Source organism: Streptomyces sp. NBC_01450 (genome assembly GCF_036227505.1).
Taxonomy (GTDB): domain Bacteria; phylum Actinomycetota; class Actinomycetes; order Streptomycetales; family Streptomycetaceae; genus Streptomyces.
Genome location: NZ_CP109480.1, coordinates 3,516,241 through 3,542,303, shown reverse-complemented (window position 1 = coordinate 3,542,303; position 26,063 = coordinate 3,516,241). Strand labels below are relative to the sequence as shown.

The window sequence follows — 26,063 nt, the reverse complement described above, 5'->3', positions numbered from 1 at the left end:
CACGACCACCGGTCGTGCCGCCCTTCGGCGTTTTCTCGCTCCTAGGGAGAAGGCTGTTTCAGGCGTCTCCTACGGAGTGGGTTGTTTCAGGCGTCGTGCCGCGTGCCCATGACACGCGGGAACGCCGCCGGGTCCGTGTCGTAGCCGTGGATCCCCGGATGGAAGGTCCACTCTCCGGAGGCGTCACGTACGAACTCGCCGACGGTCGCGGCCGTCGCCCCCAGGACGCCGCCGAAGTTGTCCTCGGCCAGCACGGTGTAGCCCTCCCGCATGCGCAGGCCCGGGTTGAGGACACCGACGAACGACTTGTGGCCGGAACGCTGCTGGATCAGCACGCCCACCACCACGCGCGTGTAGTTGCTGTTGAGCCGGTCGAGTTCCAGCGTCATGACCTCGTCCCAGCCGAAGCCCTTGCCGTCCTTGCTGTCCCGGTTGAGGTAGATGGTGCCGTCCGGGGAGCGGCTGTCGAAGTGCACCACGTAGGCCGGGCTTCCGTACGGATCGGTCGCAACGTACGTCGCCGCGATGATGTCGAGGTCGGTCGCGGGCTCGCCGACGGGACTCGGGTCCCATTTCACCGCGAGCTCGACCTTGCGGATGCCCTTGTTGAGTCCGTTCATCGGATCTCCCCCTCCCCGTTCCCCGTCTGCTTCCTGCCCCAACTGCTTCGCGGTCAAGGCCGGTTGTCCATCGTGCCACGCGCGCGGGGGCGCTCGCGCGGGTGCACTCTGCCGGAGCGTGACCGGCGCCACGCTCCGTGGCCTTACGATGGCGCCGTGCTGGTCAAGTGGATTCGCTGCACCGTGGTGGACCGCCGCGGTTTCGAGCGGGGGCAGCGAAAGTGGGCGGGGCTGCTGGGTGAGCCGGGATTCCGGGGGCAGGGTGGCGGCTGGAGCCGGGGGCGGCCCGGGGTGGCGCACATCTTCGCCTTCTGGGAGAGCCGTGCCTTCTACGACTCTTTCATGGCCCGCTCGCACGACCGGCTGGCGGCCGCCCAGTCGGGCACCTTCAAGGACTTGCAGGCCAAACTCTTCGATCACCGGTTCGATGTGAAGACCGGTTTCGAGCCGCGCTTCACGGAGGCCGACGTGTTGCGGGTGGCCCACTGCCGTATCCACGAGGAACGGGCCGAGCATTTCGCGCTGATGCAGGAGAAGGTCTGGAATCCCGCGATGGCGGGCTCGCCCGGCATGGTGCGGGGCCTGTTCGGAGAGGCGCCGGGCCATGAGTTCCTGATCCTGTCCATGTGGCAGTCGGCCGCCGAGCACGGTAAATACCGGGCCGAGCGCGTGGAACGGCTCGCGCTGCGCGCCCAGACGGAGGCCGACGTCGCGGCCCTGGCCGGCGACATAGTGGCGCTGGAGCCCTCGTGGACGGTCTGACCGGAGGGTCGGCCGCGGGTGTGATCTGCGCGGAAGACGTGTGACCTACGCCGTATGCGGCCCCTAGGAGTGCTCGATCGGCCGTCAGCCGTTTTAGGGTCTTGGCATGGTTCGACCACGGCGTATCGTCCTTGTCCGGCACGGCGAGTCAGCGGGCAACGCCGATGACACCGTGTATGAACGCGAGCCCGACCACGCTCTGGCGCTCACCGAGAAGGGGTGGCAGCAGGCGGAGGAGACGGGAAAACGGCTGCGGGAGGTCTTCGGACGAGAGCGCGTAAGCGTTTACGTGTCGCCGTACCGCCGTACCCACGAGACGCTCCGCGCCTTCCACCTCGATCCCGAGCTCATACGGGTGCGCGAGGAACCGCGGCTGCGTGAGCAGGACTGGGGCAACTGGCAGGACCGTGACGACGTACGCCTCCAGAAGGCCTACCGGGACGCGTACGGGCACTTCTTCTACCGCTTCGCGCAGGGCGAGTCCGGCGCCGACGTGTACGACCGGGTCGGCGGCTTCCTGGAGAGCCTGTACCGGAGCTTCGAGGCCCCCGACCACCCGTCGAACGTGCTCCTGGTGACCCACGGTCTGGCCATGCGCCTGTTCTGCATGCGCTGGTTCCACTGGACGGTCGCGGAGTTCGAATCGCTGTCGAATCCCGGGAACGCCGAGATGCGGATGCTCGTCCTCGGCGACGACGGGAGGTACACGCTTGACCGTCCGTTCGAACGCTGGCGTGAACCCGAGTCGTACGGAGGCACAGGGATAGAGTGGCAGGGCGATGACCTCTGATTCCTCTCCCGACGGGCGCCTGGACCGCGCCCTGGCCAGCCTGCGTGGACTCGCGGTGGGGGACGCGCTGGGCTCGCAGTTCTTCATGCCCGTGAACTACTCGCTGCTCAAGCGACGCGAGCTGCCGTCCGGTCCCTGGCAGTGGACGGACGACACCGAAATGGCCTCCTCCGTGGTGGCTGTCCTGGCCCGGCACCGCCGCATCGACCAGGACGCGCTGGCCGGCTCCTTCGCCGATCACCACGACTTGGAGCGGGGCTACGGCCCCGCGGTCAACCGGCTGCTCCGGCAGATCCAGGAGGGGGGCGACTGGCGGGAACTGGCGTCCGCCCTCTTCAAGGGGCAGGGTTCGTGGGGCAACGGCGCCGCAATGCGGATCGCCCCTCTGGGGGCCTGGTACGCGTACGACCCGGAGCAGGCGGTCCACCAGGCGGAGATCTCGGCCTACCCCACCCACCAGCACCGTGAGGCCGTCGTGGGCGCCATGGCCGTCGCCGCGGCCGCCGCGCTGGCGGCCGACCCGGCGGGCCCGCCGAGCGCCGAGGCGCTGCTCGACGGCGTCGTCGCGCTCGTCCCGCGCAGCGTCGTGGGCGCGGGTCTGCGGCGCGCCCGCGACATGCTCGACTACGGGGACACCGCGACGGTCGCCGCCGTACTGGGCTGTGGGCGGCGCACGACGGCGCACGACACGGTGCCGTTCGCGCTCTGGTCCGCGGCGCGGGCCCTCGGCGACTACGAAGAGGGCTTCTGGTCGACGGCCCAGGTGGGCGGCGACATGGACACGACCTGCGCCATCGTGGGCGGTGTGATCGCCGCGGGCAGGGCGGGGGCGCCGCCGGGGGAGTGGGTGGAGCGGACGGAGAGCCTGCCGGGCTGGGTGCGGGTGGGGGCGTAGGCCAGCGGGCGGTCCGGTGGCGCCCCGGGAGTCCCCTTGTGGAGCGCCTGCCCCATCGCGGGGGCGGGGCCGGGTCTTCGTGCTCTGTCGGCTTCGGAGGTCCGCGCGGGGCTCCGTATGTCGCGTGCGTATGGCTCGTGAAGTACGGGCAGGGCTCTTCGCGGTCGGCGGCTCGTAGGGGTGTCGTGTCGTACGGGTCGGTTGTCGGCGCCGTACAGCGGCCGCGTGCTGGGCCGGCTGTGATGCCGTACCCCGGCCTGACGGCCAGCCCGCGGGGCCGGCCCTCGCGCCGGGATGCCGGCCGCAGGGCCCACCCCTGGCAGGGGCGTAGGGACCGTCCCCGGTGTCGCGCGCGTGCGCAGGGGCTGCCCCCGATGTCGTACGTCACACGACCTGCCCCTGGTGCCGTGCGTCCGCAAGGGTGGCCCCGGTGCCGTGCAGCCGCCCGCAAGGCCCGGCCCCCTGTGTCGTCCCGCTGCGGATGGCCGGACCGAGGTTCTCGCCGTCTGTCCCCGGACCGGGGTCCGGCCATCCGCAGCGCCCGCGTCAGCCCCCCGCGGGCCCCGCCGTGCCCGCCAGGGCCTCCAGGTCGCTCTTGCGGACCCGGATCACCAGCGCGGCGGTGGACAGGGCCAGTACAGCCATCGCGACGGCCGGTATGAAGGCCGTCGAGATGCCGTGGGCGAGCACGTCGTGGCCCCAAGGAGCGGGTAGCTGGCGGGTCTTGGCGAACTCCGCCTTCTGCTCGGGTGAGGCGTTCGCCAGGAACTTCGGCAGCTGCTTCTCCGCCTCGTTCCGGCTGGCCGAGCCGAAGACCGTGGTCAGGATGGACAGGCCGAGCGAACCGCCCACCTGCTGGGTGACGTTGAGGAGTCCGGACGCGGCGCCCGCTTCGTGTTGGGCGACGCCGGAGACCGCGGTCACGGTCAGGGTCACGAAGTTCAGGCCCATGCCGAAGGCGAAGAGCAGCATCGGGCCGAGTACCCCGCCGACGTATGTGCTGTCGGGGCTCATGAAGGTCAGCCAGCCGAGCCCGAGCGCGACGAGGCTGGAGCCGACGACCATGAACGGCTTGGGCCCGAGGACCGGCAGGAACCGCTGCGACAGCCCCGCTCCGATGCCGATCGCCGCCGTCACGGGGAGGAAGGCCAGACCGGCCTGGATCGGGCTGTACCCCAGCACGTTCTGCACGAACAGGACGATGAAGAAGAACATCCCGAACATCGCCGCGGCCAGACTCAGCATGATCACGTACGTGCCGGAGCGGTTGCGGTCGCCGAACATCCTCAGCGGGGTGATCGGTTCCTTCGCCCGGGTCTCGATGAACGCGAAGCCCAGCAACAGGATCACCGCCGCGGCGAAGGACCCGATCGTGAGGCTGTCGCGCCAGCCCTCCTCCGAGGCGCGGATGAACCCGTACACCAGGGAGGCCATACCGGCCGTCGACGTGAGCGCGCCCGCGATGTCGAAGCGTCCCGGATGGCGCTCGGACTCGTTGATGTACATCGGGGCGAGCACGGTGATCAGCACACCGATGGGCACGTTGACGAAGAGCACCCAGCGCCAGTCGAGCCACTCGGTGAGCATGCCGCCCGCAAGGAGCCCGATGGCGCCGCCGCCCGCGGAGACCGCGGCGAAGACGGCGAAGGCCCGGTTCCGTTCCGGGCCCTCGGGGAAGGTGGTGGTGATGAGTGCCAGCGCGGTGGGCGACGCTATCGCGCCACCCACGCCCTGGAGGGCTCGCGCGGCCAGCAACTGCCAGGGTTCCTGGGCGAGTCCACCGAGCAGCGAGGCGAGCGTGAACAGCATGATGCCGGTCATGAAGACCCGGCGCCGACCGAGGATGTCACCCGCGCGGCCGCCGAGAAGGAGCAGGCCACCGAAGGTGAGGGTGTACGCGCTGATCACCCAGGTCAGGTCGGTCGTGCTGAATTTGAGCGCGTCTTGAATGTGCGGGAGGGCGATGTTCACAATCGTCGAGTCGAGTACCACCATGAGTTGGCAGGCCGCGATGACGGCGAGTGCGATGCCGGGATGCCCCTCCCGGCGGGCCGCTCCTGGCTTTGAGTCCTTGATCAACTGAGAGGTTGTCACTATGGGTCCCCCACAAGTGCGTTAGTGAACGCTCGCGTTCACTGTTGCGTCAACGGTAGTGAGTCCCCGACAGTGAACGCAAGCGTTCACTGAAGTCGCCGCCGGATGTCGCCACTTGGCCGCTCGCTCTCCCCGAACTCCCCGCTCCCCCATGCACAACGGAGACACTCAGATGGTTACTTCGCATTGGACGGCCGCTCCCGCTCAAGCGGCCTCCCTGCGCCGACGCGGTGCCGTGCTCGAACGCGCGATCCTCGAGGCCGCGCTCGAGCAGCTCAGTACGGTCGGCTGGAACGGCCTCACGATGGAGGGCGTCGCCGCCCGGGCCCAGACCGGCAAGGCCGCGGTCTACCGCCGCTGGCCGTCCAAGGAGGACCTCGTGGCGGACGCGCTGAAGGCCGGGCTGCCGAGCCTGACGGTGGCGCCCGACCTCGGAAGCGTCCGGGAGGACCTGCTGGAACTGTGTCGACAGGTACGTGAGGCGATGTACTCGCAGTCCGGCTTCGCGCTGCGCTCAGTGCTTCACGAATGCGACGTGGCGCAGGCGGAACGCTTTCAGAGCCTGATCATCGGAGGTGTCGTCGAGCCGACCAAGCATCTGCTCCGAGACATCGTTCACCGCGGAATCGAGCGGGAAGAGGTCCGACCGGACGCCGCGAACTCCTATGTCTTCGATGCTATTCCGGCGATGATGATGTATCGCTCGAAGGTGTGCGCGAGCGAATGGGGTGAGCGGGACCTGGAGGAGATGATCGACCAGCTGATGGTCCCGCTGCTGCGGCGGACGGGGGACGGTCCACGGGCGGCCGGGGCCTGAATCCGGGGATCGTCGGGCCGCGGGTTCGTCGGTGGTTCGTCGCCGGTTCGTGGGCGGTCGGACGGCTGACGTGGGGACGGTTGGACGGTGGGTTCGAGGGCGGGCGGATGGCTGGTTCGCGGGACGGGCGGATGGCTGGTTCGGGGGACGGCCAGGTGGTTGGTTCGGGGGCGGGCAGGTGTCCGGTGAGTGGATCTTCGGTTGACTGATCCATGCCGGCTGTGGGGCGGTGGTCTCTCAGGGAAACCTGGGTGTCGCGAGGCGCTCCGGGCGGCGTAGGCTGAGGGCGCCATGCCGTACGAACCACCCACTCACACCGTCGAGCGCTCCCTCCGCGCCACGACCGGAGCGAAGATCATTGCCGGTGTCGACGAGGTGGGCCGTGGTGCGTGGGCCGGCCCGGTCACCGTCTGCGCCGCCGTCACGGGACTGCGCCGTCCGCCCGAAGGCCTCACCGACTCCAAACTCCTCACCGTCAAGCGCCGTACCGTGCTGGCCGTGGAGTTGGAGAAATGGGTGACGTCCTACGCCCTGGGGCATGCCTCTCCTGAGGAGATCGACGACCTGGGGATGACGGCCGCACTGCGCCTGGCCGCGGTGCGGGCTCTGGAGGCCTTGCCCGTCCGCCCCGACGCGGTCATCCTCGATGGGAAGCACAACTACCTCGGGTCGCCGTGGCGGGTTCGCACGGTGATCAAGGGTGACCAGTCCTGCGTGGCCGTCGCGGCGGCCTCGGTGATCGCCAAGGTTCAGCGCGACAAAATGATGGCCGAACTGGGTGTCGACCATGCAGACTTCGGTTTTGCGGCCAACGCCGGGTATCCCTCTCCGGTGCACAAGGCCGCACTGGAGGAACAGGGCCCCACTCCGTACCACCGGCTGTCATGGGCGTATCTTGATGCGCTGCCCCAGTGGCGGCACCTCAAGAAGGTCCGCAGTTGGGCGGACGGAAGCGCTCCGGAGATCGAAGGTCAGCTCGGCTTCGATTTCTGACGGTTCCGCTCGCACTCATGTGCCACCCGCCGACGCGAGTCGCACCGGTGTTTGATAAAAATCAGCTCATGCCTCTCATTCCCGAGGAGCCTCAGATTCACGAGAGTGCCCAGGGTCCCCGCGCTACTCCGGCCAGTGGCCGCACCGCGCCGACCCCCCGTCCCGTACCCGGTCCCCGTCCCGCGGCCCCGCCGCGTCCCGGACGTCCGGGACCTGTCCGGCCGACGCCGGCCCAACGCACCCCGCGCGAGCCGGTCGCGGCCACGCCGGGGTCGTCCGCCCCGGCGGCCGCGCCCGCTGCCGCCACCCCACAGGTCCAGCTGATCCCGGCCTCGGCCGAGGGTGCGCTGGACGCCGCCGAAGAAGCGGTCGACCTGCTGTTGGAGTCGGGCCGAGCCCCTGGTGAGGTGCTGGTGATCACCACCGGCGAACCGCACCCGTGGGCCGCGCACGAGCTCTCCTTCGGCGAAACCGCCTACTGGGCGCAGCACGATGCGGGCGACGACGTCTTCTACGCCGACGCCTCCGTCGCGGGCCGGGCCGCGTCCCGTCCCGTGGTCGTGGTCGCCGTCAATGGCGGTCCCGACGCTGCCGCCGCCACCGCCCTGCCCCTGGCCCTCGGCCGGGCCGGCGCCCTGCTGATCGTCTGCGGTGACCCGCAGCAGATCAACTCGGTGCTGGGCGCCGGAGTCTGAACGAATCCCGGACACCTGTCCGGGATTCGCTCGGGGTGATGCCTCAGGTATGACGGTGGTGCCGCCGCGGCACCACCTGTACGGCGGTCGTTCTGTACAGCGGTCGTCCTGTACGGCGGTCGTTCCGGCGTGCTCGGAGCGTGCCTGGAGCGTTGCCCGGAGTGTGCGCGGGGTGTCTCTACGGGATGCGCCACCGTCGTACGTCCCGGTGGACCGTCCGTGTGCTCCGGAGACGCGCGTACGCCTCTGGAGCGGGCGCAAGCGCTACGGCGCTGCCCCGCCCCCGCCAGGTCTGCGCCGTGGTGGCCGTTACGGCCCGGGCGGACGCCTGGGTCACAGGGGCGAGTACCCGTCGGGGCCCTTCAGGGGCCTTCAAGGCGGTCCGACGCCTGGGGCGGGCGCGAGGCTTCGCGGGCGGCCGGTTCAGCGGGCGGCCGCCCGGCGCAGCACCTCCGACGCGACGCCTCCGGTACGCGGAAGCGGCGGCGGTGCCTCGGCCAGGGCGAAGGACTCCGGCGGGGAGTCCGTGTTCGGACGGCGTCCGCCACGGCCCTCGCCGAGTACCTGCCAGCCGTCGTGCGTCAGCGTGATGTACGCCCCGCAGCGCAGCCCGTGGAGGGTGCAGGCGTCCCGCAGCCCCCACATCCACGCCCCGTCCTCCTCGGTCCAACGCGCGTCGCCCTCACGGCAGTAGAGCAGCACGGCGGTGCGCACCGGGGTGCGACGCCGCAGGTCGTGCGGGATCACCCGGCGCAGCTGCGCGAGCAGGGCGTTGCGGAACATCCAGCCGTCGGCCGGAGCCGACCGCCGGGTGAACGAGGCGCTCGCCCGCAGCCGCTCGTCCGCGTCGAGGACGGCCACGACGGCGGTCGTGGGTCTCGGCCGGTGCCGTGCGTGCAACCCGCTGACGACCTCCCGGGGATTGCGCAGCAGCGGAATCCCCGCGGCGGCCCATTCGGCGGGTTCGAGCATGCGGGTCAGTGGGTTGGCGGAAGCGGCGGACAGATCGGCAGACGTCGACATGGATGCCGCCGAGGACGGAGCGAATCCGAAGGTCACGGTCCTCCCTTCGGCTACGCGCCCACACAGCGGGCGGGGTCGGACTTGGGGGAGCGCACGCCGCAGCAGAGCCCTACCGGATCACGGGCGAGCCGTGCGGGGAGCGGACCTCAATTCTTCCTGTCGAACTTGGTTGCGGCAACGAGCAATTGGGGCCACCGACCGTTTTCCGACTATACGTCGTGTATATCCCTGCCCACTGTTCTCGATGGCGACACATGGGCCACGCTTGTACGGCCAGGACCAGCGGTAACACCCCCCGCGCCCCGATCATCGCAGCATGCGCGCGGCGACCGCGAGCATCCGTCCCGTCTTGATGGCGTCATCCACGAGCGGCACGGGATCGCCTGCTTCCTTGAGGACGTCGGGATAGTCGAGCCGCTCCGGGCCGCCGAACTGGGGCGGCATTCGCATTCCGGGCGGAAATAGCGCCTTGGCCTGCGTAAACGCGTTGATCGAGAGGGTTGTGGCCGGGCGCTCCATGCCGGCCGTTCTCGATCGACGCATGGTCGGTGGACCGACTGCGAGCCGGGTGTCACGCTGGGTGAATTGGCCGAGTGTCAGTGCCATCGGGTTGCATGGGGGCATGGACAACCAGGAGCTCCGCACCGAAGCCGACGCCATCCTCGCTGAGCTCGTCGGTGACCCGGGGGGCTCGGCGCGGCTGCGGGAGGATCAGTGGCAGGCGGTCGCGGCTCTGGTGGAGGAGCGCCGGCGTGCGCTCGTGGTGCAGCGCACCGGCTGGGGCAAGTCGGCGGTGTACTTCGTCGCCACCGCGCTGCTGCGTCGGCGTGGCTCCGGCCCCACGGTGATCATCTCGCCGCTGCTGGCGCTGATGCGTAACCAGGTCGAGTCGGCGGCGCGGGCCGGGATCCAGGCCCGCACGATCAACTCGGCCAACCCGGAGGAGTGGGACGCCATCCACGCGGAGGTCGAGCGTGGCGAGACCGACGTTCTCCTCGTAAGTCCGGAACGTCTCAATTCTGTAGATTTCCGCGAGCAGATGCTGCCCAAGCTCGCGGCCACGACCGGTCTGCTGGTGGTTGACGAGGCGCACTGTATTTCGGACTGGGGCCATGACTTCCGCCCTGACTACCGTCGGCTGCGGGCGATGCTGGCCGAGCTTGCCCCGGGTGTCCCGGTGCTGGCCACCACCGCGACCGCCAACGCGCGGGTGACGGCGGATGTGGCCGAGCAGTTGGGTACCGGCGTCGGTGAGGCCCTGGTGCTGCGCGGCCCGCTGGAGAGGGAGAGTCTGCGGCTGGGTGTGGTGCAGCTGCCCGATGCCGCGCATCGCCTGGCGTGGCTGGCCGAGCACCTGGACGAGTTGCCGGGCTCCGGGATCATCTACACGCTGACGGTGGCCGCGGCCGAGGAGGCGACCGCCTTCCTGCGGCAGCGCGGCTTCACGGTCGCGTCGTACACGGGCAAGACGGAGAACGCCGACCGGCTGCAGGCCGAGGTCGACCTGCAGGAGAACCGGGTCAAGGCGCTGGTCGCGACGTCGGCCCTCGGCATGGGCTTCGACAAACCGGACCTGGGTTTCGTGGTCCATCTCGGCTCGCCGTCCTCCCCGATCGCCTACTACCAGCAGGTGGGTCGTGCGGGGCGCGGCGTGGAGCACGCGGAAGTGCTGCTGCTGCCGGGCAAGGAGGACGAAGCGATCTGGCGCTATTTCGCCGATACCGCCTTCCCGCCCGAGGCGCAGGTCCGCCAGACCCTCTCGGCGCTCGCCGGTGCGGGACGGCCGCTGTCCGTGCCTGCCCTGGAGGCGGTGGTGGAGCTGCGGCGTACCCGCCTGGAGACCATGCTCAAGGTGCTCGACGTGGACGGGGCGGTCAAGCGGGTGAAGGGAGGCTGGATCTCCACCGGAGAGCCGTGGGTCTACGACTCCGAGCGGTACGCCTGGGTCGCTCGACAGCGCGCGGCCGAGCAGCAGGCCATGCGCGACTACGTGAGCACGTCCCAATGCCGGATGGAGTTCCTGCGCCGACAGTTGGACGACGAGGGGGCGATCCCGTGCGGCCGTTGCGACAACTGCGCGGGGGCATGGGTCGATTCCGCTGTCTCGTCGGAGGCGTTGACGGGCGCGGCGAAGGAACTGGACCGCCCGGGAGTCGAGGTCGAGCCGCGTCGGATGTGGCCGACGGGGATGCCCGCACTGGGCATTGACCTCAAGGGCCGCATCCCGGCCAAGGAGCAGTGCTCCACCGGGCGTGCCCTGGGGCGGCTCTCGGACATCGGCTGGGGCAACCGGCTGCGCCCGCTGCTGGCCGAGAACGCGCCTGATGGGCCGGTGCCCGACGACGTCCTGAAGGCCGCGGTGGCCGTCCTCGCCGACTGGGCGCGCTCTGCGGGAGGTTGGGCGACGAGTGCCCCGGACGCCTCTGCCCGGCCGGTCGGAGTCGTCGCTGTGCCGTCCCTGGCTCGCCCGCAGCTGGTCGCCTCCCTCGCCCAGGGAATCGCGACCATCGGTCGCCTCCCCCTGCTGGGCACCCTGGCGTACACCGGGCCGAGCGGCGCGCACGCGGCACGCCGCAGCAACTCCGCCCAACGACTCAGGGCGTTGTCCGGCACTTTCACCGTTCCTGAGGACCTGGCTGCCGCCCTGGCGCGCACTCCCGGCCCCGTCCTGCTCGTGGACGATTACACCGAATCCGGCTGGACCCTCGCGGTCGCTGCCCGCCTCCTCCGCCGGTCAGGCAGCGATCAGGTTCTCCCATTGGTCCTCGCTGCGGCAGGCTGAGCCTCCCCACTCCGTGCGTGCGACGCCTCTGAGTGTGATCGGACGCGTCGCCTTCGCCGTGGTGTGCACGCCCCGCCTCCGCCGGCAGGGCGCGAGCCTGCGGCCGACAGCGTGAAGGCACGGCGAGCGCCCGCGGATCGGGTCGGACGACCGCCCGTCGGCGCTCGCCCGCCCCGTCCCCGACGCGGCGGCGACCCCGTACCTGACGCACCCGGCGGCGGACCGGCTCTCGCGTAGGTGCTCGACTGGGCGGTCGCACGCTGAACGGCAGGGTCGAGGGCTCCATGTAACCCGATGGGGCGGACATCGCGCGAACGAGGTCGCCGGGTTGTGGACAAGTCGTGTCGTGGCCATGGCCACGGTTATCCACAGGCCGAAGCGGAATTTCGAGATCCGCGGGATGGTCACGGCATGACGAATCACAGCGAAGCGGCCGGCATGTCCGGCGACAGTGACATCAGCGGGCGCGGTCGGCACGGGGAAGGCGGCGTGGGCCGTGCGCCGAGTGGGCGCGGGGGACGGGGTGAGCACGCGGGGCACGACCTGCCCGGGGAACACCAGGTGACCCTGCGTACACCGGCCGAACTGGCCGACGCGCTTCCGTACCTGCTCGGATACCGGCCCGAGGACAGCATCGTGCTGGTCGCCCTGCATGACGGGGAGAGGCGAGGTCGCTTCGGCGGGCGGGCTCGGCTCGGCATCCCCGCCCACGCGGACGACTGGCCGTCCGTGGCCGATCAGCTGGCGCAAGGACTGGTGAAGGGAAGCGAGCGCAGGGGTGCCCGGCCCGAGAGCATGGTCGCCTACCTCTGCCAGGAGCCGGGGCCCGCGGAGTCGGGACGGGACGTCATGGAACGTCTGCGGCCGCTCGCGCAGTTGCTGCGCACGGCCTGCGGTCGCCTCGGCGTCCCCGTCGTCGAAGCCCTGTGCATCTCCGACGGCCGTTTCTGGTCGTACTGCTGCCCCGGCCAGGGGTGTTGTTCGTCCGAGGGGCAGTCGATGGGACTGCCCGGTACGTCCGTCCTTGCCGCCGCAGCGACCTACGCCGGCCTCCAAGTGCGCGGATCGCTGAGGGAATTCACCGCTCGGTTCATTCCCTGGGAAGGCGCGGCCGCAGATGAGCAGCAGGCCGCGCTCGACATGGCGAGCATGGCCCTGGTTCCCAGGATCCTCGACGCCGAGGGCCGCGCTGAGGTGGCCGAGGAGACCATCGGACTGGCCCGGCAGATCAGGAAGCGGTTCGCCGATGCCCCACCCGTGTCCGGCACACGCCCGGCCGACCTCCGCGACGACGGTCTCCTGGAGCACGACGAGGCCGCCGACCTGATCCTCGGACTTCAGGACCGCACGACGCGTGACCGCGCCGCCGAGTGGATGGAGGGCGACGAGGCCGGCCCGGCCCTGCGCCTCTGGCGGGCACTGGCCCGCCGCTGCGTCGGCCCCTACGGCGAGCACGCGGCGGCACCCCTCACCCTCGCCGGATGGGTCGCCTGGTCGACCGGTGACGAACTGGAGGCCCGCGAAGCCCTGGCCATGGCACTCGGCGCCGATCCCGACTACCTCTTCGCCCGCCTTCTGCACCAGGCGTGCAACGAAGGCCTCAACCCGGAGTCGATCCGCCGCTGTCTGCGCGCGGAGCGCACCGGCCGGACGGGAGCGGCAGCGGAACAGCCATCGGTTCCTGATCGTTCGGTGCCGCGCGATGCCGCCGAGCCGGAGGGCACCCCGAACCGTCGCCGTCGCAGGGCACGCACGGCGGGGATCGGGGGATCGCGCGGAAGTGGGCGTCACCCCGGGGCGGCCGGCCTCGCCCGGCGTCGACCCACCGATGAGGCCGCGCCCGGCGGGGAGGGACCGGGCCGCGCGCCCGAGGCGGCGGGCGAGCGGGCACGGGCCCGCCGCAAGGGCGGTCGGCGGGTCGCGGGGGAGGAGACGTGAGCGTGCGGAGCGGGGCGGATCGACGACGGTCGGGTCGGGTGACACATGAGGTGCCCTGGGCACCGGATGTCACTCCACTCGACGCGGCGCCACGCGCCCGCCCGCGCGGCATGGGCGGACGGCGGGCGCGCGCGATCCCCAAGGCCGACCCCTCGGCACCCACCGAACCGGTACCAGCCGTCCGTGGCGTGCCCTACCGACCGTCCCACCGCCATTCGGTCGGCATGCGCGGCCCAGGGCGTGACCCTGGACAGTGCCGTTCCGTTCGCCTGTGTGGCGGTACCCGTGGCCGGGCCGCGCCGCCGAACGCCCTCGCCCCTCCGGAGCCCCCAACCCGGCGCCGAGCGCGCCCCAGGCGCACTGACCGAGGAAGCCGCATGCCCCTGTCCATCCCGCCCTCCGATCCCGACGGCACCCTCCCGCCGGTGCGCGGGCCCGCGCAGTCCTTCCCGCGTCGCGCCGGTCCCCGGGCCCCGTTCGCAGGTGTCGAGAGCGCCTTGAGCCCCTTCGCGGGGCCGGCCGGTCCGGCGACGCGTCAAGCCCCGCTTCCCGGGCCGCGCCGGACCACGGACCTGCCACCGGTGCACACCGCTCTGATCTGCGTCGCCCTGCCAGGACTGACGATCTCCACGGACCAGGGGCAGCTGACCGGCCGCGGGCTGGAGGGGGTCTACCGCGCGGGCCGCCGGATGCTGTCCCGCTGCCAGGTGCGGGTGGCGGGTCGCGAACCCCTCGCCGTACATGCCCGGATGGTCACCGCCGACCGAGCCCACTTCGTGGGGACGGTGCGTTCCTCCGCCGACGGTGGCCCAGATCCGGACGTGGTCGTGGAACGGACGCGTGACGCGGACGGCACGGAGCTGATCACCCTGCGCAGTGCGTCTCCCCGTGCCCTGCGCCTGCCCGTGGAGGTCGCGCTGGGCACGGATCTCGCGGAGCTCGGCTCTGTCGCCTCGGGCCGAGCCGGGCCCGAACTGCCCGCCAGCGTCCACGACTCGGGCCTGCGATGGTCCTGTGCCACCGGGAGCTCGATCGTCACCGCCGACCCACATCCCGCCGACGCCCTGGCCTCCGCGGGACTGCTCCGCTGGGAGCTCGAACTGCCACCCGGCGGTACCCGAAGTGTGGAGCTGAGGGTACGACCGGGCGGTGCGGGACCGTCCAGATCCGTGGGCCGCGCCGCCACGAGCCCGCTCTCCCCCGCGCGGGCCACGGGCGACGACCCCAGGGTCCAGGCGCTCCTGAACACCTGCGTCGAGGATCTCCAGGCGCTGCTGCTGCGCGATGCCGCCCACCCGGCGGACACGCACCTCGCGGCCGGGGCGCCGTGGCGCTGCGGCCTGGCGCCGGCCGAGGCACTGGTCGCGGCCCGGATGACGCTGCCGCTCGGCACCCGGCTCGCCGCGGGCACGCTGCGGACCCTCGCCCGCACCCAGATCGCGGGCCCGGGAGCCCAGTCCGGGCTGATCCCGGGCCCGCGCCGAGACGCGGGCCCGCACCTGCCTCCGGGATGCACGGCTACCGAAGCGACCCTGCTGTTCCCCGTACTGCTCGCGGAGGCCCGGCGCTGGGGACTTTCGGAGCCGGAGACCGAACAACTGCTGCCCGCGGCCGAGCGGTGCCTCGCATGGCTGCGGACCACCGTCGGCGACGGCACCTATCTGCCCGATCCGCACCCCGGCGGCCCGTTCCGCTGCGAGACGCAGGCCCATGCCCACCGGGCGGCGCTGCTGGGCGCCGAACTGCTCGACGCGTACGGACGGCCGGGTGGCGAGGGACTGCTGCAGTGGGCCCAGGAGCTGCGGACCGCGTTCCGCGGGGACTTCTGGGCCGAGGACCGGGGAGGCGGTAGACCGGCGGCCGCCCGAGCCCCGGACGGGCGCCTCGTGCCGCACCTCGGCGCGAGCACCGTCCACCTCCTCGACACCGGACTGCTGGGTTCCGGCGCGTTGGCCCCCGGCCTGCTCGACAAGGCGCAGACCGAGCAGCTGGCGCGGCTGCTCGGCGGCCCTGCCATGGACTCGGGCTGGGGGCTGCGCAGCCTGGGTGCCAAGGAGGCGGCGTACAACCCCTTCGGCCACCGGGGCGGCGCCGTACGCGTCCACGAGACCGCGATCGCCGTCACCGGTCTGGTCGCCGCCGGCCACGAGAAGGAGGCGAGCACTCTGCTACGGGGGCTGCTGGCAGCGGCCGAGACCTTCGGGTACCGGCTGCCCGAGATGTACGCGGGCGAGCGGCGTACGGAAGGCGGCGCCCCGCTCCCACATCCCGCCGCGTGTCGGCCGGCGGCCACGGCGGCGGCCGCCGGGGTTCTGCTCCTGACCTCCCTCGCGGGCATCCGCCCCGACGCCTCGGCCCGGACGGTGACGCTGCGTCCGGTCAGCAGCGCGCCGCTGGGCGAGATCGGACTGACGGGACTGCGGATCGCGGGGGCCCCCTTCTCCGTACGTGTCAGCAGGCTCGGTCTCGCCATGGTGGAGGAGGCGGCCGACGGGCTGCAGTTGGGAGTGTGACCTTGCGCGACGCGTCCTCGGACGGCGACCGGCAGCGGCCGGTGGGACCTGAACAGGACGTAAGTGGATCATCAGTGGAAGCGACTGACGAAGGGCGTGTTTATCGTCAGGCAGACGACTATGATCGCGGCATGCCCTACGACCCGTCGGCCTTTCCGCCCTTTGCCGTGACCGTGGACCTGGTCGTGCTGACCGTGCGTCGCCATGCGCTGTGTGCGCTGGCGGTACGGAGGGGTGAACAGCCTTTCCAGGGACGATGGGCACTCCCGGGCGGCTTCGTACGGCCCGACGAGGATTTGGCGCAGGCGGCTGCCCGCGAGCTGGTCGAGGAGACCGGGCTGCGCGCCCATGACCCGTCGGCCCCGGCGCAGGACAACGGCGCGCACCTGGAACAGCTGGCGACCTATGGCGACCCCAAGCGCGACCCGCGGATGAGGGTGGTCAGCGTCGCCCATCTCGCGCTGGCCCCCGATCTGCCGGCTCCCAGGGCCGGAGGCGACGCCAACAGCGCGCGCTGGGCGCCCGTGGAGGAGTTGCTGCAGCAGGGCGGGTACGGCCGCGACGGCGAGCAGGCGGCGCCCCTCGCCTTCGACCACGCCCAGATCCTCTCGGACGGGGTGGAACGCGCCCGCTCCAAGATCGAGTACTCGTCGTTGGCCACCGCCTTCTGCCCGACCGAGTTCACCGTCGGCGAGCTGCGCCGTGTGTACGAGGCCGTGTGGGGAGTGGCACTCGACCCGCGCAACTTCCACCGCAAGGTGACGGGCACACCGGGCTTCCTCGTGCCCACGGGCGGCACGACGACGCGCCAGGGCGGGCGACCCGCACAGCTGTTCCGCGCCGGCGGTGCCACGTTGCTCAATCCGCCCATGCTGCGCCCCGAGGTCTGACGGGGGCGGGTCCACCCACGGGGTGCGTCGCCCCGGAAGAGGGGTGAGAGCCGACTCGAACGATCCGTAAGATGCCCGAAAAATCGTGAATGTCGCGCTATCTTGCTGTGAGTGATCCAGGCCATCGGATTGACCAGCAACCCCCGCAAGGAGCTTCCCCCCGCCGTCGACGACGTGTCCTTCGAGGCGCGCTCGGGCCGTGTCACAGCGCTCCTCGGAGCCCCGGGCGCGGGCAAGACGACGGCGCTGAGGCTCATGCTCGAACTCCAGGGGGGCCGTGGAATCACCTACTTCAGCGGTCGTCCGCTGCACCGGATCGCGCATCCCTCGCGTGAGGTCGGTGTGCTCCTGGGACAGGTGCCGGGCCATCCCGCGCGTACGGTCCGCGGTCAGCTCGGCATGTTGTGCGCCGCCGTCGGTGTGCCGCTTCGGCGCGTCGACGAAGTGATCGAAGCCGTCGGGCTCGTGAGCCTGCGCGACGAACGTCTGGGCACCCTGTCGCACAGCATGGACCGCCGTCTCGGCCTGGCCTGTGCGCTGCTGTCCGATCCGCGCACCCTCGTCCTCGACGGTCCCGCCGACGGCCTCTCCCTCGGCGAAGGCCGCCGGCTGCACGGGATTCTGCGCGCGCACGCGGCCCATGGAGGCACGGTGCTGTTCAGCACGGACGACCCCAAGGAGGCCGCTCGGACGGCCGACCGGGTCATCACGCTGGACGGAGGCCGACTCGTCGCCGATCAGGAGGCCGCGGACTTCGCCCGCACCCGGCTCCGTCCCCGGGTCGCCGTCCGCAGTCCGCACGCCGTCCGCCTCGGCGCCCTGCTGGCCAAGGAGGCCCGTGCCGCACAGCGTTCCGTCGAGGTCGTGCGCGAGGAAGGCAACCGGCTCTCGGTGTACGGCAGCACCTGTGCCGACATCGGCGAGACAGCCTTCCGGCACGGCATCCTCGTACACCAACTCGCCGACGAGACAGGTGACATGGGGCCACAGGCAGCGCTCCTTGCCGAGGGACTCGCTCCCGCGACCGTCGGCCCCATGACCTCCGCCCCCACAGTCACCGTCCCCACGACTGACGCCTCCGCGACCGACGAGTCGGCGACCGACGGCTCGGCGACCGATGGGTCCGCGACCGATGGGTCCGCGATCGATGAATCGGCGATCGATGAATCGGCGATCGATGAATCGGCGACCGACGAAACCGCTGGTGCCGTTTCCGCGACCGGTGCGCACGCGGCCGACGGGCCGGGCCCGGCCGGGTCGCGGACCGGCCCGGTCACTTCGCTGGGCGCGCGGGACGTGCCCCAGCTTCCGCCCCTCATCGCCGTACGCCAGGCGCCGAGCCCGCTGCGTCCGCTGCGCTACGAACTGCGGCGCGCCACCGGTGTGGGCACCGGCTACCTCACCGCGGTCCTCGTGCTGGTCGCCTCTGCCCTGCTGTCCGTACTCCTGGCCAGAATCGGTCACACACCCCAACCGCGACTTCTGGCCGCCTGGCCGCGGGAATGTCCCCTGCCGCCCGCCGCGCTCGGGGCGGGGCTGCTCGGGGCGCTCGCCTCCGGCGAGGAGTTCCGCCACCCCGCCCTGGCCGCGGACCGCGGCACTGTCCCCCGCCGCCTGGGACTGCTCGCCGCCAAACTCCTCGTCGCCTCCGTCACCGCGCTGGCGCTGGCCGTCCTCGCGGTGGGCTGCGACCTCGAAATGCTCTATCTCGTCTACGGACGGGAGCTCGCGGTGATTCCCGCGGAGTGGCTGTCGCTGAGTGCGAGTTGGATCGGCCTCACGGTGGGCTGCGCCTGGGCGGGGGTGCTGGCAGCGGGCATCTTCCGGTCCACCACCGCCGGGCTCGCGGCTGTTCTCGCCGTTCCGGTCGTGGTCGTACCGCTCGTACAAAAGACCTTGGCGGGACCGTCCGTGCGGACGGCGGCCGGGTTTCCCGAGCGGCTGCGCGAGCTCTTGCTGATGCAGTGGCCGTTCGGGGGAGAGCGCTATCTCGCGGCCGGGGCGCGCCTTGTGGCCCAACCCGTGGGCGGTGCACTGACGTTGTCGCTGACCGCTCTGCTCTGCGCATATCTGCTCACGACCCTGCGCAGCAGGGTGCGATGACGACCGGCCTTAACCTTCCGGTTCCACCGTGCGCACAACTCCCCGGAGAACGCTCATTTCTTTCCGATAAGGCGTCAATTGCGACGCGGTGAGCGATCACCCTTTCGTGTGCTTTTCACCAAAGACCTCAAGGGAGTTGGAGACAGCGCCGACAAATGATCCGTGAGTACCCTTGCGCACACCATGATGACCGCCGCCCGCTCCTCAGACTCCGGCCTGGCCGGCCCGGGCGGACTCGACCGCTACCCCTACGCCGAGGGCCCTGGTGCCGAACGCGTCGGCGCTTCCGCGTGGGAGGGCGCGGACCAGGAACTCGGTCGCGTCGGCCGGCGCGCCGCGGGCAGCCGCGGACGCGGACTGCACGGCCAACTCGTTCAGCAGCTGGGTCAGATGATCGTCTCCGGCGACCTGGGCGCGGACCGTCCGCTCGTCCCCGAGGAGATCGGGCAGCGGTTCGAGGTCTCCCGTACCGTCGTCCGTGAGTCGCTCCGCGTCCTGGAGGCGAAGGGGCTGGTCAGTGCCCGCCCCAACGTCGGCACGCGCGTGCGCCCCGTCAGTGACTGGAATCTCCTCGACCCGGACATCATCGAATGGCGGGCGTTCGGGCCGCAGCGCGACGACCAGCGGCGCGAGCTGAGCGAGCTGCGCTGGACGATCGAGCCGCTCGCCGCGCGTCTGGCCGCCGGGCACGGACGTGAGGAGGTCCAGCAGCGTCTCGGCGACATGGTCGAGATCATGGGCCATGCCATGGCGCAGGGTGACTCGCTCACCTTCTCGCGAGCTGACGCGGAGTTCCACTCGCTGCTCATCCAGGTCGCGGGCAATCGCATGCTGGAGCACCTTTCCGGGATCGTCTCGGCCGCGCTCCAGGTCTCCGGTGGCCCTGTCACCGGCTGCGACCGGCCGAACGAGACCTCCCTGACGCACCACGGTCGGATCGTCGACGCCCTGGCCGCGGCCGACGGCGCGGCGGCCGAGGCGGCCATGCGGCAGTTGCTCGCCGTGCACCCCGAGGTGGAGCGCGTGGTGCCCGCGCCGCGCGAGCACTGATCGCGCCCCGAGGGCGGCGCGGTCGGGGGGTGTGGGCCCTCTCGTGGCATCGCTTGGTCTGTGAACCATCTCCCGCCGAACCCCGTCGGATCCTTCCGGGGTCCGGCGGGATCCGGCGATGCGATGAAGGTGATCAAGCCATCGGTTGAGGTGATGAACCCATCGGTTTGAGGTGATGAGTCCATCGACTGACCTCATCTGACCGTGTCTGGCCGCTTTTGGGCGCTTACGGGGTGTGACTCGGGCCACGCAGATTGGGCGTAACGCTCTTCGGAACTGCGCGATGACCTAAGAGGTGACAGCCGAGGAGGGAATACGGACGCCGTTTACGGCGCTGTGCATCTTCCCGGCCCCTACCCGCGCCGTCGACCCATCCCCAGTCGGCGGTCGTCGGCTCCTGTCCGCAGTGGACGGGGCCGGAAGCCGTTTTCCAACGTTCCGAGAGGTTGTTCGTGTCGGCCAGCACATCCCGTACGCTCCCGCCGGAGATCGCCGAGTCCGTCTCTGTCATGGCGCTCATCGAGCGGGGAAAGGCTGAGGGGCAGATCGCCGGCGATGACGTGCGTCGGGCCTTCGAAGCTGACCAGATTCCGGCCACTCAGTGGAAGAACGTACTGCGCAGCCTCAACCAGATCCTCGAGGAAGAGGGTGTGACGCTGATGGTCAGTGCCGCGGAGCCCAAGCGCACCCGAAAGAGCGTCGCAGCGAAGAGTCCGGCCAAGCGCACCGCCACCAAGACGGTCGCGGCAAAGACGGTGACCACCAAGAAGGCCACCGCCACCGCCGCCCCGGCAGTGCCTATGGGCGACGACCCGGCTGAGGACGCGTCCGCCAGGAAGGTCGCTGCCAAGAAGACGGTCGCCAAGAAGGCCGTCGCGAAGAAGACGGTCGCCAAGAAGGCCGTCGCGAAGAAGACCACTGCCAAGAAGGACGACGTCGAGCTGATCGACGACGAGGCGGTCGAGGAGACGCCGGGCAAGCCCGGTGCCGAGGAGCCCGCCGAGGACGGCGCCCAGGGCTTCGTGCTGTCCGACGAGGACGAGGACGACGCGCCCGCGCAGCAGGTCGCCGCGGCCGGCGCCACCGCCGACCCGGTCAAGGACTATCTCAAGCAGATCGGCAAGGTCCCCCTGCTCAACGCCGAGCAGGAGGTCGAGCTCGCCAAGCGCATCGAGGCGGGCCTCTTCGCCGAGGACAAGCTGGCCAACGCCGACAAGCTTGCCCCGAAGCTCAAGCGTGAGCTGGAGATCATCGCCGAGGACGGCCGCCGCGCCAAGAACCACCTCCTGGAGGCCAACCTCCGTCTGGTGGTCTCCCTGGCCAAGCGCTACACGGGCCGCGGCATGCTCTTCCTGGACCTCATCCAGGAGGGCAACCTCGGTCTGATCCGCGCGGTGGAGAAGTTCGACTACACCAAGGGCTACAAGTTCTCCACGTACGCCACCTGGTGGATCCGTCAGGCGATCACCCGCGCCATGGCCGACCAGGCCCGCACCATCCGTATCCCGGTGCACATGGTCGAGGTCATCAACAAGCTCGCGCGCGTGCAGCGCCAGATGCTCCAGGACCTGGGCCGCGAGCCCACCCCGGAGGAGCTGGCCAAGGAACTCGACATGACCCCGGAGAAGGTCATCGAGGTCCAGAAGTACGGCCGCGAGCCCATCTCGCTGCACACCCCGCTGGGCGAGGACGGTGACAGCGAGTTCGGTGACCTCATCGAGGACTCCGAGGCCGTCGTCCCGGCCGACGCGGTCAGCTTCACGCTCCTCCAGGAGCAGCTGCACTCCGTCCTCGACACCCTGTCCGAGCGCGAGGCGGGCGTCGTCTCCATGCGTTTCGGTCTCACCGACGGTCAGCCGAAGACCCTCGACGAGATCGGCAAGGTGTACGGCGTCACGCGTGAGCGGATCCGTCAGATCGAGTCCAAGACGATGTCGAAGCTGCGTCACCCGTCGCGCTCGCAGGTGCTGCGCGACTACCTCGACTAGGTCTCGGTCGTACCGTCACCGAGGGCCCGACTCCCGATGGGGAGCCGGGCCCTCGGCGCTTGCATGGCGTGCGCGTCGCCGCCTGCTGGATCACTCTGGGTGTTCCATAGCCGTCTCAGAGTGAGGAGCGCGCATGCGCCGCCCTTTCGCCCCAGTACTGGCCCTAGCGGCCGCCGCGGCCCTCATACCGCTGGCGTCCCCCGCCCCGGCCGCGACCGACGACATCATCATCGGGGGCCATCCGGTCGACATCGCTCAGAGTCCGTGGACGGTGGCACTGTCCAGTCGTGACCGGTTCGGGGGTACGCGAGCCGGGCAGTTCTGCGGCGGCGTGGTGATCGGCCCGTCGCGCGTACTGACCGCGGCCCACTGCCTGAGTTCGGTCGTGCTGGGTGCGCCGCCGCAGCAGATCCGCGACCTGAAGGTCATCGCGGACCGTACCGACCTGCTGTCCGGCAAGGGCAAGGAGATCCTGGTCCGCGACACCTGGGTCAATCCGCAGTACGACGCCGTCACGAACGCCGGGGATTTCGCCGTGCTCACCCTCGCCTCCCCGCTGCCCCAGAGTTCGGTCATCCGTATGGCCCCCTCGGGGGATCCCGCGTACACGCCCGGTACGACCGCCGAGATCTACGGCTGGGGCGATACGACCGGCACTGGCAATTACATGCTCAGTCTGCGGTCCGCGAGCGTGAAAGTGCTGCCCGACTCCGACTGTGAGCGGGCGTACCCGGGGAGCGAGGACGGAACCTATCGAGCGGCTTCCATGGTGTGCGCCGGGGAGGTCGCGGGAGGGCGGGATGCCTGCCAGGGGGACAGCGGTGGCCCGCTCGTCGCCCAGGGGCGGCTGATCGGCCTTGTGTCGTGGGGTAGCGGCTGCGGGCAGGCGGGAAGCCCCGGGGTCTACACGCGGGTCTCCGAGGTCGTCAGAAGGCTCGGCTCGAACCGCTGAGGGCACCCGGGCGGAAGTGATACGGAACGCAGCGGACCGCGGGGCGCCGGGGAGTGGTGTGAACCGGTGGTGCGTGGAGGGTGTGCGGAGCGGCACGAGCCGACGGCGCGTGGACTTCCGCGCCAACGGTACGAACCGGTAGCGCATGGAACTGCACGCAGCGACGCGATTCGCAACCGCACGGGGCCGTGTGGATGCGTTCTGGACGGTGGTGCAGCGCACCGCCGGAAAGCGTTACGCATACGGGCGGCCACCCCAAGTAGCAGGGGTTGCCGCCCGTACACCGGCCTGTGCCGGGGCTGGCTCGTCGTCGTTGACGCGAAGTGTCAGCGCTCTTCGTCGTTGGACGTTGCCGGGACCGACGTGAGTCGCTCGGTCTCGTCCTGTATCTCAGCGGCGATCTTCTTGAGTTCCGGCTCGAACTTACGCCCGTGGTGGGCGCAGAAGAGCAGCTCACCGCCGCTGAGGAGGACGACGCGCAGATATGCCTGGGCGCCGCAACGGTCGCAGCGGTCAGCGGCCGTCAGGGGGCTCGCGGGGGTCAGAACAGTAGTCACGTCGCCTCTTCTCTAGCTCGACGAGCTGTCGTACCAGGGTCAACATCCAACCAGGCCGAAAACGTTCCCGCTCGTGGCTTTTCCTCGAAAAATTCTTCCGGGGCGGCTGTCTGCTGCCGGGTGGCGGCGAATGGGCCGTATTACGTGTCTTTGTGTCTTACGGGTTCGCGCTGTCTGTCAGGGTCGGTCCTCCCCGGCTGGCTTGCCGGTTGTTCATGAGGACGTGCCCGGAGCCTAAATGGTTCATGCCTGGAAGGGAACGTGATATGTACTTCACTCAATCGAGGGATCGAACACTCATACGAGCCTGGACTAGTCTGAGTTCATGCGAGGGTGGCGTTACAACGGCTCTACCAGGCCTCGGTACCCTCTGAGCGGCGACCGAAGCCGGCCCCTTACCCAAAAGGGTCCCATCTGAAATTCAGCGAGGAGCGAACCGCGTGACCGCCGACACGTCCGTGCCGTCCACAGCGTTGCTGACCGGAGCAGACCGGGACGGTTCCAACTACACCGCGCGGCACCTGCTCGTCCTCGAGGGGCTCGAGGCCGTGCGCAAGCGCCCCGGCATGTACATCGGCTCGACCGACAGCCGCGGTCTGATGCACTGCCTGTGGGAGATCATCGACAACTCCGTGGACGAGGCCCTCGGGGGCTACTGTGACCACATCGAGGTGATCCTGCACGACGACGCCTCGGTGGAGGTGCGGGACAACGGCCGCGGCATCCCGGTCGACGTGGAGCCCAAGACCGGCCTGTCCGGCGTCGAGGTCGTGATGACCAAGCTGCACGCCGGCGGCAAGTTCGGAGGCGGCTCGTACGCGGCCTCCGGCGGTCTGCACGGCGTGGGTGCCTCCGTGGTCAACGCGCTCTCCGCCCGTCTGGACGTCGAGGTGGACCGCGGTGGTCACACCCATGAGGTGAGCTTCCGGCGCGGCACCCCCGGAGCGTTCAAGGCGGACGGCCCCGACGCCGCCTTCGACGCGACGAGCGGGCTGCGCAAGCTGAAGCGGATCCCCAAGACCCGCACCGGAACGCGCGTGCGCTACTGGGCCGACCGCCAGATCTTCCTCAAGGACGCCAAGCTATCCCTGGAGCACCTGCACCAGCGCGCCCGTCAGACGGCCTTCCTGGTGCCCGGCCTGACCATCGTCGTCCGCGACGAGTACGGGCTGGGCGAGGGCGGCAGCAAGGGCGAGGAGTCCTTCCGCTTCGACGGCGGCATCAGCGAGTTCTGTGAGTACCTGGCCACCGACAAGCCCGTCTGTGACGTCCTGCGCTTCTCCGGGCAGGGCACCTTCAAGGAGACCGTCCCGGTCCTCGACGAGCACGGACAGATGACGCCCACCGAGGTCACCCGTGAGCTCGGTGTCGACGTGGCGCTGCGTTGGGGCACCGGCTACGACACGAACCTCAAGTCGTTCGTGAACATCATCGCCACGCCCAAGGGCGGCACCCACGTCGCCGGCTTCGAGCAGGCCGTCGCCAAGACGATGAACGAAGTGCTGCGGGCCAAGAAGCTGCTGCGGGTCGCCGAGGACGACATCGTCAAGGACGACGCCCTGGAAGGCCTGACCGCCGTCGTCACCGTGCGCCTCGCGGAGCCGCAGTTCGAGGGTCAGACGAAGGAGGTCCTCGGCACCTCGGCGGCGCGCCGGATCGTGACGAACGTGGTCTCCAACGAACTCAAGGCCTTCCTGACCACCACGAAGCGGGACGCGGCCGCCCAGGCCCGGGTCGTGATGGAGAAGGCCGTCGCCGCCGCGCGTACGCGGATCGCGGCCCGCCAGCACAAGGACGCGCAGCGTCGGAAGACCGCCCTCGAGTCCTCCTCACTGCCCGCCAAGCTCGCGGACTGCCGCAGCGACGACGTCGAGCGCAGCGAGCTCTTCATCGTCGAGGGAGACTCCGCGCTCGGTACCGCCAAGCTGGCCCGGAACTCCGAGTTCCAGGCGCTGCTGCCGATCCGCGGCAAGATCCTCAACGTCCAGAAGGCGTCCGTCACGGACATGCTCAAGAACGCCGAGTGCGGCGCGATCATCCAGGTCATAGGGGCCGGGTCCGGGCGGACGTTCGACATCGACGCGGCGCGGTACGGGAAGATCATCCTGCTCGTCGACGCCGACGTCGACGGCGCGCACATCCGGATTCTGCTGCTGACGCTGTTCCAGCGGTACATGCGGCCGATGGTCGAGGCGGGGCGGGTGTTCGCCGCGGTGCCGCCGCTGCACCGTATCGAGCTGAGCCAGCCCAAGAAGGGCCAGGACAAGTACGTCTACACGTACTCGGACCGTGAGCTGCGCGAGACGCTGCTGGAACTGCAGCGCAAGAACGTGCGCTACAAGGACTCGATCCAGCGTTACAAGGGTCTCGGCGAGATGGATGCCGATCAGCTGGCCGAGACGACGATGGACCCGCGGTACCGGACGCTGCGGCGGATCAACATCTCCGACCTGGAGGCGTCCGAGCAGGTGTTTGATCTGCTGATGGGGAACGACGTGGCTCCTCGCAAGGAGTTCATCTCCAGCTCTGCGGCGACGCTGGATCGGTCGCGCATCGACGCGTAGGCGCTGCGTCGGCGGGGGGCCGGTGCCGGGGCCTGTG

Annotated in this window: 20 protein-coding genes; 15 read left to right on the top strand and 5 right to left on the bottom strand. The window is 70.5% G+C overall.

Translation table 11 applies throughout. The features are described from left to right. Positions 1 to 86 precede the first annotated feature (86 nt). Entirely contained in the window at positions 87 to 620 is a 534-nt protein-coding gene (locus OG568_RS15825; RefSeq protein ID WP_266430275.1) for a TerD family protein, read from the bottom strand. Positions 621 to 776: 156 nt separating this feature from the next. On the opposite strand from OG568_RS15825, the gene OG568_RS15820 reads away from it, so the two are divergent. The 3 genes from OG568_RS15820 to OG568_RS15810 all read left to right on the top strand — a co-directional run bounded on the left by OG568_RS15820 (position 777) and on the right by OG568_RS15810 (position 3,067). Next, entirely contained in the window at positions 777 to 1,382 is a 606-nt protein-coding gene (locus tag OG568_RS15820; protein WP_266430272.1) for a YdbC family protein, read from the top strand. Between the two features lie 106 nt (positions 1,383 to 1,488). Then, positions 1,489 to 2,172, top strand: coding sequence for a histidine phosphatase family protein (locus OG568_RS15815; protein ID WP_266586516.1), 684 nt, complete (start codon positions 1,489 to 1,491; stop codon positions 2,170 to 2,172). Then, positions 2,162 to 3,067 (top strand): ADP-ribosylglycohydrolase family protein, encoded by a 906-nt coding sequence (locus OG568_RS15810; RefSeq protein WP_329532044.1) that lies wholly within the window; start codon positions 2,162 to 2,164, stop codon positions 3,065 to 3,067. The genes OG568_RS15815 and OG568_RS15810 overlap by 11 nt, the downstream gene beginning before the upstream one ends. Before the next feature lie 546 nt (positions 3,068 to 3,613). Here the strand turns inward: OG568_RS15810 and OG568_RS15805 are convergent. Further along, entirely contained in the window at positions 3,614 to 5,161 is a 1,548-nt protein-coding gene (locus tag OG568_RS15805) for an MFS transporter (protein WP_329532043.1), read from the bottom strand. 172 nt (positions 5,162 to 5,333) lie between these two features. Here OG568_RS15805 and OG568_RS15800 point away from each other — a divergent pair, with 172 nt between their 5' ends. The 3 genes from OG568_RS15800 (at position 5,334) to OG568_RS15790 (ending at position 7,666) form a co-directional block, all read left to right on the top strand. Next, positions 5,334 to 5,978 carry a TetR/AcrR family transcriptional regulator gene (locus OG568_RS15800; protein WP_266647854.1) on the top strand — a complete coding sequence of 215 codons (645 nt, stop codon included), beginning with the start codon at positions 5,334 to 5,336 and terminating at the stop codon, positions 5,976 to 5,978. Positions 5,979 to 6,269: 291 nt separating this feature from the next. Further along, a complete protein-coding gene (locus tag OG568_RS15795) occupies positions 6,270 to 6,971 on the top strand; it encodes a ribonuclease HII (protein ID WP_329532042.1) in 702 nt (233 codons plus the stop codon). Positions 6,972 to 7,039: 68 nt separating this feature from the next. Continuing rightward, on the top strand, positions 7,040 to 7,666 hold the full coding sequence (locus tag OG568_RS15790) for a hypothetical protein (RefSeq protein ID WP_329532041.1): 627 nt from the start codon (positions 7,040 to 7,042) through the stop codon (positions 7,664 to 7,666). A gap of 423 nt (positions 7,667 to 8,089) precedes the next feature. Here OG568_RS15790 and OG568_RS15785 read toward each other — a convergent pair whose 3' ends face one another. After that, complete coding sequence (locus tag OG568_RS15785; RefSeq protein WP_266629463.1) at positions 8,090 to 8,725, bottom strand: hypothetical protein; 636 nt, start codon at positions 8,723 to 8,725, stop codon at positions 8,090 to 8,092. 270 nt (positions 8,726 to 8,995) lie between these two features. Next, positions 8,996 to 9,295, bottom strand: coding sequence for a hypothetical protein (locus OG568_RS15780; RefSeq protein WP_329532040.1), 300 nt, complete (start codon positions 9,293 to 9,295; stop codon positions 8,996 to 8,998). Between the two features lie 16 nt (positions 9,296 to 9,311). Between OG568_RS15780 and OG568_RS15775 the strand changes: the two genes are divergently transcribed. From OG568_RS15775 to OG568_RS15740, 8 genes are all read left to right on the top strand, one after another. Next, complete coding sequence (locus OG568_RS15775) at positions 9,312 to 11,471, top strand: RecQ family ATP-dependent DNA helicase (RefSeq protein ID WP_329532039.1); 2,160 nt, start codon at positions 9,312 to 9,314, stop codon at positions 11,469 to 11,471. 411 nt (positions 11,472 to 11,882) lie between these two features. Then, positions 11,883 to 13,409 carry a DUF4192 domain-containing protein gene (locus OG568_RS15770; RefSeq protein WP_329532038.1) on the top strand — a complete coding sequence of 509 codons (1,527 nt, stop codon included), beginning with the start codon at positions 11,883 to 11,885 and terminating at the stop codon, positions 13,407 to 13,409. Between the two features lie 377 nt (positions 13,410 to 13,786). Continuing rightward, positions 13,787 to 15,922: a glycogen debranching N-terminal domain-containing protein gene (locus OG568_RS15765; protein ID WP_329532037.1), complete on the top strand. Its 2,136-nt coding sequence runs from the start codon at positions 13,787 to 13,789 to the stop codon at positions 15,920 to 15,922. A 131-nt stretch (positions 15,923 to 16,053) separates the two neighbouring features. After that, positions 16,054 to 16,812: an NUDIX hydrolase gene (locus OG568_RS15760; protein ID WP_266430237.1), complete on the top strand. Its 759-nt coding sequence runs from the start codon at positions 16,054 to 16,056 to the stop codon at positions 16,810 to 16,812. Positions 16,813 to 16,923: 111 nt separating this feature from the next. Continuing rightward, positions 16,924 to 18,915: an ABC transporter ATP-binding protein gene (locus OG568_RS15755; RefSeq protein WP_329532036.1), complete on the top strand. Its 1,992-nt coding sequence runs from the start codon at positions 16,924 to 16,926 to the stop codon at positions 18,913 to 18,915. Positions 18,916 to 19,077: 162 nt separating this feature from the next. Next, complete coding sequence (locus OG568_RS15750; RefSeq protein ID WP_266430231.1) at positions 19,078 to 19,965, top strand: FadR/GntR family transcriptional regulator; 888 nt, start codon at positions 19,078 to 19,080, stop codon at positions 19,963 to 19,965. Positions 19,966 to 20,417: 452 nt separating this feature from the next. Then, positions 20,418 to 21,953, top strand: coding sequence for an RNA polymerase sigma factor (locus OG568_RS15745; RefSeq protein WP_329532035.1), 1,536 nt, complete (start codon positions 20,418 to 20,420; stop codon positions 21,951 to 21,953). A gap of 133 nt (positions 21,954 to 22,086) precedes the next feature. Continuing rightward, positions 22,087 to 22,905 (top strand): serine protease, encoded by an 819-nt coding sequence (locus tag OG568_RS15740; RefSeq protein ID WP_329532034.1) that lies wholly within the window; start codon positions 22,087 to 22,089, stop codon positions 22,903 to 22,905. Positions 22,906 to 23,231: 326 nt separating this feature from the next. Here the strand turns inward: OG568_RS15740 and OG568_RS15735 are convergent, their stop codons facing one another. Beyond that, the gene (locus OG568_RS15735) at positions 23,232 to 23,462 is read right to left on the bottom strand and encodes a DUF7455 domain-containing protein (RefSeq protein WP_075030622.1); all 231 of its coding nucleotides are present in this window, start codon (positions 23,460 to 23,462) and stop codon (positions 23,232 to 23,234) included. Positions 23,463 to 23,902: 440 nt separating this feature from the next. Between OG568_RS15735 and OG568_RS15730 the strand changes: the two genes are divergently transcribed. Further along, positions 23,903 to 26,026, top strand: coding sequence for a DNA gyrase/topoisomerase IV subunit B (locus OG568_RS15730; RefSeq protein WP_266586539.1), 2,124 nt, complete (start codon positions 23,903 to 23,905; stop codon positions 26,024 to 26,026). The last annotated feature ends 37 nt before the right edge of the window (positions 26,027 to 26,063 follow it).